Source organism: Serinibacter arcticus, assembly GCF_003121705.1.
Classification (GTDB): domain Bacteria; phylum Actinomycetota; class Actinomycetes; order Actinomycetales; family Beutenbergiaceae; genus Litorihabitans.
Genome location: NZ_PYHR01000002.1, coordinates 1,503,527 through 1,521,385, shown reverse-complemented (window position 1 = coordinate 1,521,385; position 17,859 = coordinate 1,503,527). Strand labels below are relative to the sequence as shown.

The 17,859-nt window shown below is 74.1% G+C and carries 16 protein-coding genes; 13 read left to right on the top strand and 3 right to left on the bottom strand.

Going from position 1 to position 17,859, the window contains the following annotated elements; genetic code table 11:
- Window positions 1–82: 82 nt before the first annotated feature.
- The 5 genes from C8046_RS06930 to C8046_RS06910 are packed head-to-tail and all read left to right on the top strand — an operon-like array spanning window position 83 to window position 5,576.
- On the top strand, window positions 83–1,717 hold the full coding sequence (locus tag C8046_RS06930; protein WP_109228801.1) for an aromatic amino acid ammonia-lyase: 1,635 nt from the start codon (window positions 83–85) through the stop codon (window positions 1,715–1,717).
- Window positions 1,714–2,850, top strand: a complete 1,137-nt coding sequence (locus C8046_RS06925) for an ABC transporter ATP-binding protein (protein ID WP_109228800.1) — start codon at window positions 1,714–1,716, stop codon at window positions 2,848–2,850. Before C8046_RS06930 ends, C8046_RS06925 begins: the two co-directional genes overlap by 4 nt.
- Window positions 2,847–3,575: an ABC transporter permease gene (locus C8046_RS06920; RefSeq protein ID WP_235866193.1), complete on the top strand. Its 729-nt coding sequence runs from the start codon at window positions 2,847–2,849 to the stop codon at window positions 3,573–3,575. Before C8046_RS06925 ends, C8046_RS06920 begins: the two co-directional genes overlap by 4 nt.
- Window positions 3,565–4,284, top strand: coding sequence for an ABC transporter permease (locus C8046_RS06915; RefSeq protein WP_109228799.1), 720 nt, complete (start codon window positions 3,565–3,567; stop codon window positions 4,282–4,284). The genes C8046_RS06920 and C8046_RS06915 overlap by 11 nt, the downstream gene beginning before the upstream one ends.
- A complete protein-coding gene (locus tag C8046_RS06910) occupies window positions 4,281–5,576 on the top strand; it encodes a M20 family metallo-hydrolase (protein WP_235866192.1) in 1,296 nt (431 codons plus the stop codon). The genes C8046_RS06915 and C8046_RS06910 overlap by 4 nt, the downstream gene beginning before the upstream one ends.
- A 163-nt stretch (window positions 5,577–5,739) precedes the next feature.
- On the opposite strand, the gene C8046_RS06905 is transcribed toward C8046_RS06910, so the two are convergent.
- Window positions 5,740–6,576 carry an exonuclease domain-containing protein gene (locus tag C8046_RS06905; protein ID WP_109228798.1) on the bottom strand — a complete coding sequence of 279 codons (837 nt, stop codon included), beginning with the start codon at window positions 6,574–6,576 and terminating at the stop codon, window positions 5,740–5,742.
- 156 nt (window positions 6,577–6,732) lie between these two features.
- Here C8046_RS06905 and C8046_RS06900 point away from each other — a divergent pair, with 156 nt between their 5' ends.
- From C8046_RS06900 to C8046_RS06865, 8 genes are all read left to right on the top strand, one after another.
- Window positions 6,733–7,857, top strand: coding sequence for a GuaB3 family IMP dehydrogenase-related protein (locus tag C8046_RS06900; protein ID WP_109230808.1), 1,125 nt, complete (start codon window positions 6,733–6,735; stop codon window positions 7,855–7,857).
- 20 nt (window positions 7,858–7,877) lie between these two features.
- Window positions 7,878–8,303 carry a GNAT family acetyltransferase gene (locus C8046_RS06895; RefSeq protein WP_235866190.1) on the top strand — a complete coding sequence of 142 codons (426 nt, stop codon included), beginning with the start codon at window positions 7,878–7,880 and terminating at the stop codon, window positions 8,301–8,303.
- A gap of 23 nt (window positions 8,304–8,326) precedes the next feature.
- On the top strand, window positions 8,327–9,085 hold the full coding sequence (gene ddaH / locus C8046_RS06890) for a dimethylargininase (protein WP_109228797.1): 759 nt from the start codon (window positions 8,327–8,329) through the stop codon (window positions 9,083–9,085).
- On the top strand, window positions 9,082–9,369 hold the full coding sequence (locus C8046_RS06885) for a hypothetical protein (RefSeq protein WP_109228796.1): 288 nt from the start codon (window positions 9,082–9,084) through the stop codon (window positions 9,367–9,369). Before ddaH ends, C8046_RS06885 begins: the two co-directional genes overlap by 4 nt.
- 23 nt (window positions 9,370–9,392) lie before the next feature.
- A complete protein-coding gene (locus C8046_RS06880; RefSeq protein WP_109228795.1) occupies window positions 9,393–10,793 on the top strand; it encodes a class II fumarate hydratase in 1,401 nt (466 codons plus the stop codon).
- A gap of 280 nt (window positions 10,794–11,073) precedes the next feature.
- On the top strand, window positions 11,074–11,868 hold the full coding sequence (locus tag C8046_RS06875) for a DeoR/GlpR family DNA-binding transcription regulator (protein WP_109228794.1): 795 nt from the start codon (window positions 11,074–11,076) through the stop codon (window positions 11,866–11,868).
- 166 nt (window positions 11,869–12,034) lie between these two features.
- Window positions 12,035–12,484 (top strand): PTS sugar transporter subunit IIA, encoded by a 450-nt coding sequence (locus tag C8046_RS19935; RefSeq protein WP_109228793.1) that lies wholly within the window; start codon window positions 12,035–12,037, stop codon window positions 12,482–12,484.
- The gene (locus tag C8046_RS06865; protein WP_109228792.1) at window positions 12,484–13,998 is read left to right on the top strand and encodes a PTS fructose transporter subunit IIC; all 1,515 of its coding nucleotides are present in this window, start codon (window positions 12,484–12,486) and stop codon (window positions 13,996–13,998) included. Before C8046_RS19935 ends, C8046_RS06865 begins: the two co-directional genes overlap by 1 nt.
- A gap of 152 nt (window positions 13,999–14,150) precedes the next feature.
- Here the strand turns inward: C8046_RS06865 and C8046_RS06860 are convergent, their stop codons facing one another.
- Together C8046_RS06860 and C8046_RS06855 are read right to left on the bottom strand one after the other, a co-directional pair.
- Window positions 14,151–15,995, bottom strand: coding sequence for an ABC transporter ATP-binding protein (locus tag C8046_RS06860; protein WP_109228791.1), 1,845 nt, complete (start codon window positions 15,993–15,995; stop codon window positions 14,151–14,153).
- Window positions 15,992–17,764: an ABC transporter transmembrane domain-containing protein gene (locus C8046_RS06855; RefSeq protein WP_109228790.1), complete on the bottom strand. Its 1,773-nt coding sequence runs from the start codon at window positions 17,762–17,764 to the stop codon at window positions 15,992–15,994. Before C8046_RS06855 ends, C8046_RS06860 begins: the two co-directional genes overlap by 4 nt.
- Window positions 17,765–17,859: the final 95 nt, after the last annotated feature.

Genomic DNA, 17,859 nt, shown 5'->3' with positions numbered 1-17,859 from the left:
ACGTGCCGGCTCGGTCCGTCACGCCCGCGGGCGGCGGGGGACCGGCGGCTCCGGTGCGGCCGGGAATCCCGGCCGCACCGTCATCAACCTCGGCACCGAGCGGATCACGCCGAGCGAGGTCGCCCTCGTCGCCGTCGGGGGCGCCACCGTGCGCGCCCCGCGCGTGACGATCGACCTGCTCCGCCGGGCGCGCGGCGTCATCGACTCCGTGCTGGCCAGCGGGATCCCGAGCTACGGCGTCAACCGTGGCCTCGGCCCGATGCGCGACCAGGAGATCCCGCCCGAGCTCCAGGCCGACTTCCAGCAGTTCGTCATCGCCTCCCACGCCGCGGGCGTCGGCGACCCGCTGAGCCCGGCGCAGTCGCGGGCCATCGTGGCCGCGCGCCTGGCCGGTCTGGCGCAGGGCGGCTCGGGCATCTCCGTGGAGACGTTCGAGGCGCTCATCGCCCTGATCGACGCCGACATCACCCCGGTGGTGACGCGCTTCGGCTCGGTGGGCGCCGCCGACCTGGCCCCGCTGGCCGCCGTCGGCGCGGTGCTGCTCGGTCGGGGGACGACCTACGGGCCGGACGGCACGAAGGTGTCCGGCGAGCGGGCGCTCGCGGCCGCGGGACTGTCCCCGACCCGCCTCGGCCCGAAGGACGCGCTCGCGCTCGTCGGGCACAACTCCGGCTCCATCGGGCTGGCGTGCCTGGCCTCCACGTCGCTGGACACGCTCGTCCTGGCCACGGACCTCGTCGCCGCGATGACGGTCGAGGCCCTCGGGGCGAGCCTCGCCCCCTTCAACGAGATCGTGGCCGAGGCCCGACCGCTCCCGGGGCAGGTCGCCTCCGCCGCGGCCGTGCGGGAGGCGGTCTCGGGCGGAGACCTGTCCGACGGGCTGATTGCGACGATCTCCCTGCAGGACGCCCTCTCGATCCGCACGGTCCCGCAGGTGCACGGCGTGCTGCACCAGACGGCGTCGGACCTGCGCGAGATCCTCACGGTCGAGCTGAACTCGCCGACCGACAACCCGCTCGTGGACGTCGAGGCCGGCATCGTCCGCCCGACCGGGAACTTCTCGGTCCTGGAGCTCGCCATCTCGGTCGAGTCCACGCGGCTCGTGCTCGCCCACGTCGGCATGCTCGCCGAGCGTCGCATCGCCTCGCTCGTGCACCGCGTGCGCTCCGACCGGCCCCTGGTGGAGCAGATCGCCTCGGCCTCCTCCTCCGCCCGCTTCCTCACCCCGGTGATCCTCGCGAACACCGCCTCCCAGATCGTCGTGCGCCTCAAGCACCTGGCCAACCCGCTGTCGACGGCGGGCACCACGGTGGGCGACGGCGTCGAGGACCACAGCTCCCAGGCCTTCGCCGCCGTGCTCGCCACGGTCGACGCGATCGAGGCCGTGGAGATCCTGCTCGCCATCGAGACGCTGCTGGCCAGCGACGCCCTCACCGCGGACATCGCGATGCGCGGCGCGCGACGGCTCGGCGTCGGGGTGGCGGGGCTGCACGGCGCGGTGAGCGACCTCACCGCCTCGCTCGGTTCGGCCGACTCGGCGCACGACGTCGTCGAGAAGGTGCGTCCCCTGGTCGCGATCGCGGCGACCGCCATGTCCGGTCGCGCCCTCCGGGACGCGACGTGGCACGCCCAGCACGAGAACCTGCCCGACACCCTGCCGGCCGACCTGGCAGACGACCCCGGGGCCCTGCGCCGGAGTCTGAGAGGACCCCAATGATCACGTTCGACGGCGTCACCAAGCGCTTCCCCGACGGCACGATCGGGGTGGACGACCTGAGCCTCGAGATCGCCGAGGGGTCGTTCACCGTCTTCGTCGGGCCGTCCGGCTGCGGCAAGACCACCTCGATGCGGATGATCAACCGCATGATCGACCCGACCGAGGGCACGATCACGGTCGGCGGCCGGGACATCTCCACCGTCAAGCCGACAGAGCTGCGGCTGGGCATCGGCTACGTCATCCAGAACGCGGGCCTGATGCCGCACCGCACCGTGGTCGACAACGTCGCCACGGTCCAGGTGCTGCGGGGCGTCGGCCGCCGCAAGGCGCGCATCGACGCGCTGGAGGCGATGGAGCGCGTCGGCCTCGACCTCCGGATGGCCACGCGCTACCCGGCGCAGCTCTCCGGCGGCCAGCAGCAGCGCGTCGGCGTCGCCAGGGCGCTGGCCGCCGATCCGCCGATCCTCCTCATGGACGAGCCGTTCTCCGCCGTCGACCCGGTGGTCCGCGACGACCTCCAGCGCGAGATGCTGCGCCTGCAGGCCGAGCTCGCGAAGACCATCGTGTTCGTCACGCACGACATCGACGAGGCCGTCCGGCTGGGGGACCAGGTTGCGGTGTTCGGCACCGGCGGCGTGCTCCAGCAGGTCGACTCGGCCGAGAACGTGCTGACGCAGCCGGTGAACTCGTTCGTCACCAACCTCGTCGGACGGGACCGCGGCTACCGCTCGCTGTCCTTCCACGCCGCCTCGACCGTGCCCGTGCGCGAGGTCGAGACGGTCGGCGTCGACGCGCTCGCCTCCCTCCCGCAGCTCTCGCCGTCGACCTGGGTGCTCGTCGTGGACGAGGCGCGCCGGCCGGTCGGCTGGCTCAACGGCACGCGGCAGCAGCTCGTCGCGAGCCGCGGCCCCGAGGCCCTCGCCGGTCTCGGGACGCTGACGACGCCGTCGCGCACGCTGCGCCAGCTGCTCGACGCGGTGCTCTCGTCGCCGTCGGAGCGTGGCGTCGTGATCGACGACGACGGCGCCCTCCTCGGCGTCGTGGACGCCCCCGAGGTGCTCGCCGCCCTGGCGGCGCAGCGCCGTGACGGCGTGACGGACGCGCCCGTCGACGCAGCGGACGCGGTCTCGTGAACCTCTGGGGGATCCGGAACTGGCCGGCCGTCCAGGAGCTCCTGCTGGAGCACCTCTACCTCGCCGTCGTGCCGACCGTCGTCGGTGTCGCGGTGGCGCTCCCGATCGGACTCCTGCTGCGCGACCGCCGGCGGGCGCGCTCGATCGCCGTCGTGCTCTCGAGCATGGTGTTCACGATCCCGTCGCTCGCGCTGTTCGTCGTGCTGCCGGTGATCCTCGGCACCCGGGTGCTCGACCCGATCAACGTGGTCATCGCCCTGACGCTCTACACCGTGGCGCTGTCGGTGCGCACCACGTTCGAGGCGCTCGACGCCGTGCCGGCCGCCACCCGCGAGGCAGCCACCGCGATCGGCTACTCCTCGTGGAAGCGGGCGCTCGCCGTCGACCTCCCGCTCGCGATCCCGGTGCTGACGGCCGGGACGCGCGTCGTCGCCGTCACGAACGTCTCGATGGTCTCCGTCGGCGCCGTGATCGGCATCGGTGGCCTCGGCCAGCTGTTCACCACCGGCTACCAGCGCGACTTCCCGGAGCAGATCCTCACCGGGCTCGTGCTGATCCTGCTGCTCGCGATCGTCTTCGACCGCATCATCGCCCTCATCGGGAGGGCGTTCACGCCGTGGATCCGGGGCGCCAGCCTCAAGGCCTCGGAACGACGGCTCCGCGCGCTCGCGCAGGCCCTGCCCGAGGTCGGGCGTCTTCGGGAGGTGGTCGGACGTGTTCGCTGACTTCATCGCCTATCTGGCGGACGGGACGAACTGGGCCGGTACGACCGGCATCCTCAACCGGCTCGTCCAGCACCTGTACTACTCGGGCCTCGCGCTCGGGATCGGCGCCGTCATCGCGGTGCCGCTGGGCCTGGTCATCGGCCACACGGGCAAGGGCGAGGGCATCATCGTCGGCCTCGCCAACACGATGCGCGCCCTGCCGAGCCTGGGTCTGATGACGCTGCTCGTGCTGCTCATGAGCTCGACCCTGATCCCGCCGATCACGGCCCTCGTGCTGCTCGCGGTGCCGCCGCTGCTGGCGGGCGTCTACGCGGGCATCGCGAACGTCGACCGCAGCGCCGTCGACGCGGCGCGAGCGATGGGGATGACGGAGTGGCAGGTCCTGTGGCGCGTGGAGGTGCCGAACGCGCTGCCGCTGATCGTCGGTGGTCTGCGGGGCGCCACGCTCCAGGTCGTCGCGACGGCGACCATCGCCGCGTTCGTCAACCTCGGCGGCCTCGGCCGCTACATCTTCGACGGCCTCGCGCTGTACGACTACACGCGCGTGTTCGTCGGCGCCGTCCTCGTGACGGCGCTGGCCCTCGTGCTCGACGGGCTGCTGGCCCTCGTGGTGCGGCTCGTGCAGCCGGGCACCGGCCGGCTCGCGCTGCGCGATCCCGCGCTGCTCGCCGCGATCGACGAGCGCGCGCCGGTCGAGGCGCAGCCGTGAGCGACCGGCCGGGGGGCCCGCTCGACCTGGATCTGCTGGCGCCTGACGCGGACCGGGTGGCGACGACGATCGCCTCGCTCGCCGGGGCTTTCACCGAGTCGGCGGAGCCGGGCTGGACGCGGCGGGTGTTCTCGGACGCCTACCGGGCCTCGCGCGAGTGGACGCTGGCGCTCATGCGCGAGGCCGGCCTCGAGGCGCGGATCGATCCGGCGGGCAACGTCGTCGGCGTGCTGCCCGGGCGGAACCGCTCCGCGAAGCCGCTGATGACGGGGTCGCACACCGACACGGTGCACGGCGGGGGCCGGTTCGACGGCATCGTCGGGGTGATCGGGGCGGTCGAGGTCGCCCGTCGCCTGCGCGAGAGCGGGCAGCAGCTCGAGCGCGACCTGGTGGTGGTCGACTTCCTCGGCGAGGAGGCGAACCCCTTCGGCGTCTCGTGCGTCGGGTCGCGGTCGATCGCCGGTCTGCTGGACGCGGGGCACCTCGAGCGCGTGGACGAGGACGGTCACCGACTCGGCGACGTCATGCGATCCTTCGGGCTGGACCCGGCCGCCGCGCTCGGACAGGCCTGGCAGCCGGGCTCTTTGCACGGTTACGTCGAGCTCCACGTCGAGCAGGGCCCGGTGCTGCAGTCGACCGGCACCTCGATCGGCGTGGTGACGGCGATCGCCGGGATCGAGCGGCTGTTCGCCCGGTTCACCGGGCGGGCCGACCACGCCGGCACGATGCCGATGACGATGCGGCACGACGCGCTCGCCGCGGCGGCCGCCTCCGTCGTCGCGATCGAGCGCGAGGGCTGCGGCGCGCCGGTGCACGGGGTCTCCACCGTCGGCCGGTTCGAGTCGGGTCCCGGCGCCTTCAACGTGGTGCCCGACGAGGCGCGCGTGTGGGCCGAGATGCGCTCGACCGAGGGGGAGTGGCTGACGGGCGCCCGCCGTCGCGTCGTCGACGCGATCGGGGCGGAGGCGTCCCGACGCGGCGTCGACCTCGTGGTCGAGTGGCTCAACGACCAGGAGCCGGTGCGCGCCGACCCGCTCGTGCAGGACGTCATCGGCACCGCCGCCGACTCGCTCGGGCTCACCTGGCAGGCGATCCCGTCGGGGGCCGGCCACGACGCCGCGCACCTGGCTCACCTCGGTCCGATGGGCATGATCTTCGTGCCGTCGATCGGCGGGCGGAGCCACTGCCCCGAGGAGCTGTCCGAGACGGCGGACATCGCCGACGGCATCCACGTGCTCGCCGCCACGCTGGCGCAGATGGACGCGCGGGCGGAGCCGGTCGGGGCGGCCTGACTGCCCGGGTGGTGAGCCTGCGGTTGGGGCGCTGGTTGCTGGTTCGGTGCGCCGGAAGTGCGGGGTGGGCGGGTGCGAGGCGCGGTGAGCCCGCGGTTGGGGCGCGGGTTGCTGGCTCGGTGAGCCGGAAGTGCAGGGTGGGCGGGCGCCCGGCGGTGGCGGGTCAGCCCGCGTGCGCGACCGCGGCGCTCGCGACGGGCACCGGGTGGTCGACCCGCTGCGCCGCTGCGGCGGCCCGGGCGCGGGCGACGATGTCGGCGATGATCTCCTCGCCCAGCGCGTAGTCGCCCTGGAGGGGCCAGCTGCCGTCGGCCGGTGGCCGGTCGTAGCCGTTCTGGACCAGCCAGGCGTTGAAGCCGCGCGCCCACATGTGGTGCGCCCGGATCTGGCGCTCGTGCATGGCGCTGAGCGGCACCTCGGCCAGCTCGGGGAACCGGCCCACGAGGGCGCGGAGGACGTCGAGCGTGGCGTCGACGTCGACGTCGGCCGCGTGCAGCTCACCCGTGGCGACGACGCCGTAGTACTCGGCGAGGTTGCCCAGGCGGCGCTTGCCGGGGCGGTAGCGGTCCAGCGCGCGGTCGAGGACGAGCGGGTCGATCGCCGGGCCGGGCGCGCGGCCGAGGCGGTCGGTCAGCGTCGGGAGACCGTGCCGGGCTAGCTCGTACTCGAGGATCGTCAGGTCGTAGGAGGCGTTGAACGCGACGACGGGCACGCCGTCGGCCATCGCCCCGGCGAGCGCCTGGGCGACCTCCTCGAGAACCTCGGCGGGAGGACGTCCGTGCTCCCGCGCGTACGCCGTCGTGATGCCGTGGATCTCCGAGGCGGCCTCGGGGATCTCGACGCCGGGGTCGATGATCCAGGTGCGGACGCGGGACAGCCCGCCCAGGCCCTCGCGCATCACGAGGGCAGCGGTGACGATGCGGTCGCTCGTGACGTCGACACCGGTGGTCTCCGTGTCGAAGCCGAGCACCCTGCTCTGCGTCCAGCTGCTGCCTGCCATGCCTTCACCCTGCCATCGGCCACCGACATCCGCCCGGGAGTCCACGCCGTGGGCCGGTGGATCCGAGGCCGCAGGGGCCCTCGCGGCAGAGGATCCGGCCACCGCGACGTGGACATCGGGCACGGGCGAGCGGCCTGGCCGGTAGCCTGGGTGACCGTGAGCAACGAGATCGAGATCGGCCGCGGCAAGCGTGGGCGTCGCGCCTACTCCTTCGACGACATCGCCGTCGTCCCGAGCCGACGGACCCGCACGCCGGACGACGTCTCGGTGACGTGGCAGATCGACGCCTACCAGGTCGACATCCCCGTCGTCGCCGCCCCGATGGACTCCGTGATGAGCCCGGCCACCGCGATCGAGCTCGGCCGCCTCGGCGGCATCGGCGTCCTCGACCTCGAGGGCCTGTGGACGCGCTACGCCGACCCCGAGCCGCTGCTCGAGGAGATCGCCACCATCCCCGCCGGCGACGTGACGCGCCGGATGCAGGAGCTGTACTCCGCGCCCATCCAACCCGAGCTCATCCACGAGCGCATCAAGGAGATCCGCGCCGCCGGCGTGACGGTCGCCGGGGCGCTCTCCCCGCAGCGCACGCAGGAGCACTGGCGCACCGTCGTCGCGGCCGGCGTCGACCTGTTCGTCATCCGCGGCACCACGGTCTCGGCCGAGCACGTCTCCTCGGAGGCGGAGCCGCTCAACCTCAAGCGCTTCATCTACGAGCTCGACGTGCCGGTCATCGTGGGCGGCGCCGCGACCTACACGGCCGCGCTGCACCTCATGCGCACCGGCGCCGCCGGCGTCCTGGTCGGCTTCGGCGGGGGAGCGGCGAACACCACCCGCACCAGCCTCGGCATCCACGCGCCGATGGCCACCGCCGTCGCCGACGTCGCCGCTGCCCGTCGCGACTACCTCGACGAGTCGGGCGGCCGCTACGTCCACGTCATCGCGGACGGCAGCGTCGGCCGCAGCGGCGACATCGTGAAGGCGATCGCCTGCGGCGCGGATGCCGTGATGCTCGGCGCCGCGCTCGCCCGCGCCACAGAGGCCCCGGGCCGCGGCTGGCACTGGGGCTCCGAGGCGCACCACCCCGACCTCCCGCGCGGCGAGCGCGTGCGCGTCGGAACGGTCGGCACGCTGCGCGAGATCCTGCACGGTCCGGGCGGCCGCGCGGACGGCACGCTCAACATGATCGGCGCGCTGCGCAAGGCCATGGCCACGACCGGCTTCTCCGACGCGAAGGAGTTCCAGCGCGTCGAGGTCGTCGTCTCGCCCTACTCGCCGCGCTGACCGCGCGGCGGACGAGCGCCGTGCCCGACGTCCTGCTGCTCACGGACGAGGCCACACCTGACCTGCGCGCCGCCGTCGTCAGCCTCTGGGAGGCCTGCGGGCTGACGCGTCCGTGGAACCCGCCGCACCGCGATCTCGACGACGCGCTGGCCGGTCCGACCTCGACGGTGCTCGTCGCCGTCGAGGACGGCCTCGTCCTCGGCTCGGTGCTCGCGGGCTACGACGGCCACCGCGGCTGGCTCTACTACCTCGCCGTCGCCCCCGACCGTCGCGGGGCGGGCCTCGCCCGCACGCTGATCACGACGGCGGAGGGCTGGCTCGCGCGCCAGGGCGCGCGCAAGGTGCAGCTCATGGTCCGACGCGGCAACCCCGCCGAGGCCGTCTATCCCGCGCTGGGCTACGAGGCCCAGGACGTCGCGGTCTACGGCCGCCGCCTCGACGGCTGAGGTTCGCCTGCCAGGATGAGCGCATGAGCCGTCTCCTCGTGCGCCGTCCCTCGCCCCGTCTCGCCGACGGCGAGATCACCCACATCGAGCGGCAGCCGATCAATCCAGCGCTGGCGCTGCGCCAGTGGGAGGGCTACGTCGCCCAGTTCGCCTCGCGCGGGTGGGAGGTCGTCGAGGTCGAGGCGGCCGACGCCCAGCCCGACGGCGTCTTCATCGAGGACGCGGTGATCGTCTTCGGGGACCTGGCCGTGCTGGCGCGCTCCGGAGCCGAGTCCCGCCGCGGCGAGAAGCCCGGCGCCGAGGCGGCCGCTCGCGCGCTCGGCCTGACGGTCCACGCCATCGAGGAGCCCGGCACGCTCGACGGGGGCGACATCCTCAAGATCGGGATGCGCGTCTACGTCGGTGACACCTCGCGCACCAACGAGGCCGGTATCGCCCAGCTGCGCGCGATCCTCGAGCCGACCGGCCGCGAGGTCGTCGTCGTCCCCGTCACGACGGCGCTGCACCTGAAGTCCGCGATCACCGCGCTGCCCGACGGCACCGTGATCGGCCACGACTCCCTGGTCGAGGCGCCCGAGCAGTTCCCCGCGTTCCGCGCCGTGCCGGAGGTGACCGGCACCGCCGTCGTCGTCCTGGACGAGACCACCGTGCTGATGTCGGCCAGCGCCCCCGAGACGGCGCAGCAGTGGCGGGACGCGGGCCTGGAGGTCGTGACGGCGGACATCACCGAGTTCGAGAAGCTCGAGGGCTGTGTCACGTGCCTCTCGGTGCGCGTGCGGTGAACCGCGTCGAGCGCAGACTGACCGCCATCGCCGTCGTGGTCTCCGTGGTCGTCCTCGGTCTGGGGTTCTGGTTCACGAGGGCGTGGGTGCTGGCCCACCAGGCGCTTCCCCCCGGACAGGGCACGGAGGGTGTGGGCGTGCTCCTCCTCCTGGCGCCGGCCGCCGCGAGCCTGGTCGTCGTGGCCGTGCTGCTCGGGGGTGTCCTCCCCGGCACGGTTCGCGGCCTGCGCGACCGGGCGGCCCGACGCGCGACCGCCGACGTGGCAGAGTTGTCCCGGCGCTGACACCGACACCGAGGAGTACCGCAATGGCCGCGGAGACCGAGTACCGCATCGAGCACGACACGATGGGGGAGGTCCGGGTCCCCAAGGACGCGACGTACGCGGCGCAGACCCAGCGCGCCGTCGAGAACTTCCCGATCTCCGGCACCACCCTCTCGCGGCACCACATCGCGGCGCTCGCGCAGATCAAGAAGGCCGCGGCCCGCGCGAACGCCGACCTCGGGGTGCTCGAGCGCGACGTCGCCGACGCCATCGCGGTGGCCGCCGACCGCGTCATCGAGGGCGAGCTCGACCACGACTTCCCGATCGACGTGTTCCAGACCGGCTCCGGAACGTCCTCGAACATGAACACCAACGAGGTCATCGCCACGCTCGCCACGCGCGCGCTCGGGCGCACGGTGCACCCCAACGACCACGTCAACGCCTCGCAGTCGAGCAACGACGTCTTCCCCTCCTCCATCCACGTGGCCGCCCTCGAGGCCGTCACGACCGTCCTCCTGCCGGGGCTGACGACCCTCGCCGAGTCGCTCGAGGCGAAGGCGGTGGAGTTCGCCGACGTCGTGAAGTCCGGCCGCACGCACCTCATGGACGCGACGCCGGTCATGCTCGGGCAGGAGTTCCGCGGCTACGCCACGCAGATCCGCTACGGGATCGCGCGCGTCGAGTCGACCCTCGGCCGGCTCGCCGAGCTCCCGCAGGGCGGCACCGCCGTCGGGACCGGGATCAACACCCCCGCGGGCTTCCCGCAGAAGGTCATCGGCTACGTCGCCGAGCAGACCGGGCTGCCGGTCGTCGAGGCGCACGACCACTTCGAGGCACAGGGCGCGATGGACTCCTTCGTGGAGACCTCGGGCGCGCTCCGCACGGTGGCCGTCTCGCTCGTGAAGATCTGCAACGACCTGCGCTGGATGGGTTCCGGCCCCCGTACGGGCCTCGGCGAGATCGCGCTGCCCGACCTCCAGCCCGGCTCCTCGATCATGCCCGGCAAGGTCAACCCGGTCCTGCCGGAGGCCGCGCTGCAGGTGTGCGCGCAGGTCATCGGCAACGACCAGGCGATCGCGTTCTCCGGTTCGACCGGCCTGTTCGAGCTCAACGTGATGCTGCCCGTGATGGCGCGCAACCTGCTCGAGTCCACGACGCTGCTCGGCAACGTCACCCGCGTGCTCGCCGAGCGCTGCGTGGACGGGATCACCGCGAACGTCGACCGCTGCCGCGAGCTGGCGGAGTCCTCGCCGTCGATCGTGACGCCGCTCAACCGGATCATCGGCTACGAGGCGGCGGCCGCGATCGCCAAGCACTCGGTCAAGAACGGCGTGACGATCCGCGAGGCCGTCGAGCAGCTCGGCTACGTGGAGCGTGGCGAGGTGACGTCGGAGCAGCTCGACGTCGCGCTCGACGTCGCGGCCATGACGACGCCGCGCAACTGAGGCACGACCGCTCCCACGACGCACCACGCACGACGCACCACGCGCAGCGACCTGCGCAGCCCGACGGGCCCCGACCACGCGGTCGGGGCCCGTCCTGCGTCGTGGGGCAGACCGTCCGTCGCGAGCCGGACGGTGTGGGTCTCCACGACGGCGCCGCCCGTTTCGCCCCACTCGTGTGGGAGTGTGAGGGAAATGCTTGACGGATCGGCGACCACTCGGGCAGACTCGGGCATGCGGCAGGGACGCCGCACGTAGCGCAACCTCACCGAGGAGGTCCCCGATGTACCCGTCCGAACGCCACGCGTCGATCGTCGCTCGCGCCCGTGCCGAGGGGCGTGTGGAGGTCGCCGGCCTCGCCCGTGACCTCGACGTCGCCACCGAGACCATCCGCCGCGACCTCACGATCCTCGAGCGGCGCGGCAACCTGCGCCGCGTCCACGGCGGGGCGGTGCCGGTCGAGAGACTGGGGCTCGAACCCTCCGTGCGGGAGCGCGAGGTGGTCAACACCGCGGCGAAGGACGCGATCGCGGCGGCCGCGCTGGCTGCCATCGGCGACGTCGCCACGATCGTCCTGGACGGCGGCACCACCACGGCCCGGCTGGCCGCGATGCTCCCCACCGACCGTGAGATCACCGTGGTGACCCACGCCCTGCCGATCGCCAGCATCGTGGCCGTCCGCCCGAACGTCAGGCTCCACCTCGCCGGCGGCCACGTCCGCGGGCGCACCCTGGTGGCGGTCGGGCCGTGGGCCACCCAGGCCCTCAGCCGGATCAAGGCGGACGTCGTGATCCTCGGGGCCAACGGCATCAGCCGAGAGCAGGGGGTGACCACGCCCGACGTCGCCGAGGCCGAGGTGAAGGCCGCGCTGGCGGCGGCGGCCCGCCGCGTCGTCGTCCTGGCCGACCACTCCAAGATCGGGCGGGACGAGCTCATCACGGTCCTGCCGTGCGAGGAGATCGACACCCTGATCACCGACACCGAGGCGGACGCCGAGCTGATCAGCGAGATCGAGGCCGCCGGCGTCGACGTCGTGCGCGCGCCCCCCACCGGCACCCACGCGCCACCCGGCCGCTGACCGCAGCGCCGGCAGCGGCACCCGCACCGGCACAGCAAGCCACGCCCGCACGACCAGCACCCTCAGCACCCTCAGCACCCGCCCCACCAGGTCCCTCGCCCGGGTCCGACCGTCACCCAGATCACGTGCGACGCACGAGATCGAGCCACCTCCCGAAGGAGCCCTCATGTCCGACCAGCTCATCACCGCCGACCTCGTCGCCGTCAACGCCGCCGTCGCCGACAAGGGCGAGGTCATCGACCTCCTGGCCCAGCGACTCGCCGCCGCGGGCCGCGTCACCGATGCCGCCGCCTTCGCCGCCGACGTGCGGGCCCGCGAGGCGGTGACGGCGACCGGGATGCCCGGCGCGATCGGCCTGCCGCACGCCAAGTCCGCTGCCGTCCTGACCCCCTCGCTCGCCGTCGCCACGGTTCCGGCCGGGGTCGACTTCGAGGGCCCCGACGGCCCCGCCACCCTGGTGTTCCTCATCGCCGCCCCGGCCGAGGGTGCCGACGAGCACCTCAAGATCCTGGCGAAGCTCGCCCGCAAGCTCGTCAGCCCCACGTTCACGGGCGCCGTGCGCGACGCCGCCGACGCCGAGCAGGTCGCGGCGGTCGTGACCGAGGCGGTGTCCTGATGAAGTTCGTCGCCGTCACCTCGTGCCCCACGGGGATCGCGCACACCTACATGGCCGCCGAGGCGCTCGAGCAGGTCGGCAAGGCCGCCGGGCACGAGGTCTCCGTCGAGACGCAGGGCTCGATCGGGACCGAGGAGGTCGAGCACTCGGTCATCGACGCCGCCGACGGCGTCATCTTCGCCGCCGACCTCGAGGTCAAGGGCCGTGAGCGGTTCGCCGGCAAGCCGACGATCGACGTCGGCGTGAAGCGCGCCGTGCACGAGCCGCAGAAGGTCCTGGACGAGGCGATCGCCGCCGTCGAGGCCGGCCCCGTCGTCGCCGCCCCGGGCGTCGCCGACAAGGCCCCCGCCCCGGCGCGGGTGGACCCGCGGACCGTCTCGACCGCCACGCGCGTGCGGCAGTGGCTGATGACGGGTGTCTCGCACATGATCCCGTTCGTCGCCGCCGGCGGCATCCTCATCGCCCTGAGCTTCATGCTCGCCCAGGTCGCGTGGGGAGGCGCCGAGGGCGCCATCGAGGTGACCGGGGTCGACGCCGCGGCCGTCCTGGCGAGCTTCGACCCGACCTCGCTGCAGGACTGGTCGGTGGTGCTCCTCAAGACCGGCCAGCTGACGTTCTCCTTCCTCGTCCCCGTCCTGTCGGGCTACATCGCGTTCGGCATCGCCGACCGACCCGGCCTCGTGCCCGGCTTCCTCGGCGGTGCCGCGTCCGTCTTCATCGGAGCCGGCTTCCTCGGTGGTCTCGTCACCGGCTTCGCCGCCGGTTTCATCGCGCTGTGGATCAGCCGCTGGAAGGTGCCCAAGGGCCTGCGCGGCATCATGCCGGTCGTGGTGATCCCGCTGCTGTCGAGCGCGCTGGTCGGCATCCTCATGCTGGTGGTCCTCGGACGCCCGATCGCCGCGCTCATGGAGGGCCTGACGACCTGGCTGAACGGCCTGCCGGCCTCGCAGATCGTCCTGCTCGGGCTCCTGCTCGGCGCGATGATGGGCTTCGACCTCGGCGGTCCGATCAACAAGGTCGCCTACACCTTCGCGGTCACCGGGCTCGCGACGGAGGGGCTCGCGAGCGACGCCACGCAGTACAAGATCATGGCCGCCGTCATGATCTCCGGGATGGTTGCGCCGCTCGCCCTCGCGCTCGCCACGACCGTGCGCAAGAAGCTCTTCACGGACATCGAGCGCGAGAACGGCAAGGCCGCCTGGCTCCTCGGCGCCTCGTTCATCTCGGAGGGCGCGATCCCGTTCGCGGCCGCCGACCCGTGGCGCGTCATCGTCTCCTCCACCATCGGCTCGGCCGTCACGGGGGCGCTCTCGATGGCGTTCGGCGTCACGCTCGTCGCGCCGCACGGCGGGATCTGGGTGCTGCCGCTGGTCGGCAACGCGCTGGGTTTCCTCCTCGCGCTCGTCGCCGGCGTGCTCGTGACGACGGCGCTGGTCGTCCTGCTGAAGCACACGCGGTCCAACCGGGCCGAGGTCGAGGCCACGCAGGCGGCGGCGGTGCCGGTCGGCGCCTGAGCATCGAGTGACGACGGCGGGGCCCACCTCTCGGGGTGGGCCCCGCCGTCGCGCACGAAGGGCCTCGCAGGTGGACCGGAAGGGCCTCGCGGGTGGACCGGAAGGGCCTCGCGAGTGGACCAGAAGGGCCTCGCGGCGCTCGTGGCTCGCGGTCAGCGCGCGCCGGCGCCGTCGGCGGACCACGCCGCCCACAACCGGCTGTACAGCCCGCCCGCGGTCACCAGCGTGTCGTGGTCGCCCAGCTCGACGACGACGCCCTCGTGCATCACGGCGATCCGGTCGCACGCGCGCGCCTGGGTGAGGCGGTGCGCGACGACGAGCGCCGTCCGGCCCCGGAGCAGCCGCGCCGCGGCGCGCTCGAGCTCGCGCGAGCCGGAGCTGTTGGCCTCGGCGGTCGCCTCGTCGAGCACCACGAGCGGCGCGTCCCGCAGCGCGACGCGCACCAGGGCGAGGTGCTGCTCCTGGGCGGCGGTGAGCGGGTGCCCGCTCGCCCCCACGACGGTGTCGAGCCCGCTCGGGAGCGCGCGCACCCAGCCCGCCGCCCCGATCCGCTCCAGCACCTCGACCAGCTGCGCGTCTTGCGCGGCGGGCCGGGCGAGCAGGAGGTCGGCACGCAGCGTGCCCGCGAACACGTGGCTCTCCTGCGACACCATCGTGACGACGTCGCGCAGGTGGTCGGGGTCCAGGCCGACGACGGCGATCGGCGCTCCGTCACCTCCTGCGGCACCCGCGACCGGCACCAGCTCGACCGTCCCCGCCACGGGCGGCAGCACGCCGGCGACGATCGCCGCGAGCGTCGTCTTGCCGGCGCCGCTCTCGCCGACGACCGCGAGCGAGGTCCCGGCCGGGATGTCCAGGTCGACGTCGTGCAGCACGTCGTGCCCGGGGGAGTAGGCGTGGCGCAGGCCGCGCACGCGGACGGCGACGGCGTCCGGCGTCGCCCCGCCCGCGCGGACGGGCGGCACCGGGAGCGTCGCGATACCGACGATCCGGGCCAGCGCGGCCGCCGCACGCTGCACCTGGTCGATGGACATCAGCAGCATGCCCAGCGGGCCGAAGAGGCGGTGGAACAGCAGTGCCGCGGCCGTGACGTCGCCCACCGAGGCGAGGTCGCCGCGCACCAGCAGGAAGCCGCACGCGAGCACGCCCGAGAGCCCGACGCCCTCGGCGATGTTCATCGTCAGCCCGAACCGCATCGCGAGCCGCTGGGCCCGGATGCCGGCCAGGAGGGCCGCGGCCGAGGTCTCCTCGACCCGCGCGGACTGCACGGGCGCCATCCGGTAGGCGTGCACGGTGCGGCGGCCGTGGATCGACTCCAGCAGCACGCGCGAGCGCTCTGAGGACCGGGCCCGCTCCGCGCCGTAGAGCGGACCGGCCTTGGGCAGGTAGTAGCGCAGCCCGAGGGCGTAGACGGGCCCGACCACGAGGAAGGCGAGGCCCAGTCGCCAGTCGAGCGTGACGAAGCCCGCCAGCGCCACGACCACCGTGATGAGCGAGGTGACGACGTGGGCCAGCAGCGGGACCGAGAGCGTGAACAGCTCGATGTCCTCCGTCACGCGCGTGGTCACGTCGCCGGCACCGGCGCGCTCGAAGCGGCCGGCCTCCATCCGCACGGCGCGCTCGACGCATCCCTCGCGCAGGTCGGCGGCGACGACGGCCCCGAGCCGCTCCACCTGCCGCAGGGACAGCCCGGTGAAGACGGCGGTGACGAGCACCGCGGCGCCGATCGCCGAGAACAGCGCGACGAGGCCGGTGGAGCCGAACGCTCCGCCGTCCTCGCGGAGCGCGGCCACCGCGTCCACGACCCGCCCCAGCAGCACGGGGGTCGCCGTCGTGCCGATGCTCGCGACGACGGCGGTGAGCAGGCTCGTCACCAGGAGACCGCGGTGGGCGCGGGCGGCGCGCCAGGCGGCGCGCGCCGTCGCACCGCCGGGGGCGACGGGCAGCGCGGCCCCGGCCGGTTCGGCGGCCGCCGTCGGGCGCGGGGTGGCGCTCATCGCAGCACCGCCTCGCGGTAGGCGGGCACGTCGACGAGCGCGGCGTGCGTCCCGACGGTCGAGGCGCCGTCGGCGTCCACGAACAGGACGCGGTCGCAGCGGCTGAGCCACAGCGGCGAGGTGGTCACGACGATCGTCTGCCCGGCTGAGCGGAGCGTGCTCACGCCGTCGGCGATCTCGTCCTCCGTCACCGGGTCGACGGCGGAGGTCGGGTCGCGGAGCACGAGCACCTGGCGGTCGGCGTGCAGCGCGCGGGCGAGCGCGACCCGCTGGCGCTGCCCGCCGGAGAGGTTGGCCCCGCGGTCGAGCAGCGCGATGCCGTCCGGACCCGCGTCGGCGTCGTGCCCGGCGAGGTCCTCGAGCCGGACGGCCGCGGCGGCGAGCGCGGCGTCGACGTCGACCCCGCCCCGTCCGGGACCGCCGGTGGCCAGGGCGGCGGCCAGCGTGCCGCCGAGCAGCTGGACCGCGTGCGGCTCGCCGAGCAGGCCGGTCAGGCGGGCGTCGTCGGGAAGGGTGGCGAGGTCGGCGCCGTCGAGCGTCGCGCGGCCGTGGACGGGCGCGGCCTCGCCGCTGACGACGGCGGCGAACCGGTCCGCCGTCGCGACCTCCACCGTGACGACGCCGAGCATCTCGCCCGCCACCAGGCGCAGCGCGACGGGGTCGACGCCGTCCTCCCACGCCCCGGCGACCTCGAGCACGGCGGCCCCGGGCGGGACCGCGGCGGCCGCGACGGTGCCGCCGGTGGGCCCCGCACCGCGGCCGGCCCGGCGCGACGCGCGCCCGGACCGGCGCTCCGCCCGACCCTCCTCCCGACCGTCCGGCCCCAGCAGCTCCGCCACCCGGCGGCCGCTCGCGCGCGTCACCGCGAGATCGCGCACCGAGATCGTGATGTGGCTCAGCGGGTCCATGAGGAAGGACGCCATCCCGATGACGGTCACCAGGTCGGCGACGCTGATCACCCCGGCCACGGCGTACCGCGCGGCGACGACGGCGGTGAGCACGACGAGCGTGCCGGTCGCGATCGCGCTGACGCCCGTGACCACCGCCGTCGAGCTCGTGGCGGCAACCGCGGCCGACAGCGAGGTGCGGCTCGCGCCGCGGTACCGGCGCACACCCTCCGCGACGCCGCCGAAGCCGCGCAGCGACCGGAGCCCGGCGAACAGGTCGGCGGCGACGGCGGCCGCGAGGCCGACGGCCTGCTGGCGCGCGCTGAGGCGGCGCTCGAGGTACGGGCCGAGCAGCTGGGTGAGGGCCACGAGCACCACGACGGCGCCGAGGAGCCCGAGGCCGAGCGTGACGTCGATGCGCAGCAGCACTCCTCCCGCCACGCCGAGGCCGACGATCGCGGCGACGAGGGCGCCCAGCACGCTCACGACGTCGGTGCTCGCCCGGGTGTCGGAGCTCGTGATCGAGAGCAGCTCGCCGGCCTGCCGGTCGCGCACGGCCGACGGGTCGCTCAGCACGCGACGGACGGCGGCGACCCGGAGCCGGTGCGCCTCGGTGACCGCGGTGCGGCCGGTGAAGAAGTAGCCGTAGCCGCCGGCGACGGCCAGCACGGCGAACAGCCCGAGGATCCCGGCGACGCCGAGGAGGATCTCGGCCACCTCGCCCGTGGCGACCGCCCGGCCGATGACGAGACCGAACGCGACGGGGACGAGCGCCTCGCAGACCTGGTGCAGGATCCGCAGCAGGTAGCCGACGGTGATGGGCCGCCAGTGCCGGCGGAACATCGCGCGGACCAGCGGTCCGGCGGGCGTGGTGGTGCTCACGAGACCCCTTCCGTGGTGCGACGAGGGTCCGCGAGCCGTGCTGCCAGCATCCTCTTTCGTGGTGAGGCGATCCTAACCGCGTGGCCGTCGTCGCC

Bases quoted from the DNA above. Each gene is read 5' to 3' on its own strand.
- C8046_RS06865 (WP_109228792.1), top strand. From the start codon at position 12,484: ATGAAGTTCGTCGCCGTCACCTCGTGCCCCACGGGGATCGCGCACACC.
- C8046_RS06860 (WP_109228791.1), bottom strand. From the start codon at position 15,995: ATGAGCGCCACCCCGCGCCCGACGGCGGCCGCCGAACCGGCCGGGGCC.
- C8046_RS06880 (WP_109228795.1), top strand. From the start codon at position 9,393: ATGGCCGCGGAGACCGAGTACCGCATCGAGCACGACACGATGGGGGAG.
- ddaH (WP_109228797.1), top strand. From the start codon at position 8,327: ATGAGCCGTCTCCTCGTGCGCCGTCCCTCGCCCCGTCTCGCCGACGGC.
- C8046_RS19935 (WP_109228793.1), top strand. From the start codon at position 12,035: ATGTCCGACCAGCTCATCACCGCCGACCTCGTCGCCGTCAACGCCGCC.
- C8046_RS06905 (WP_109228798.1), bottom strand. From the start codon at position 6,576: ATGGCAGGCAGCAGCTGGACGCAGAGCAGGGTGCTCGGCTTCGACACG.
- C8046_RS06925 (WP_109228800.1), top strand. From the start codon at position 1,714: ATGATCACGTTCGACGGCGTCACCAAGCGCTTCCCCGACGGCACGATC.
- C8046_RS06875 (WP_109228794.1), top strand. From the start codon at position 11,074: ATGTACCCGTCCGAACGCCACGCGTCGATCGTCGCTCGCGCCCGTGCC.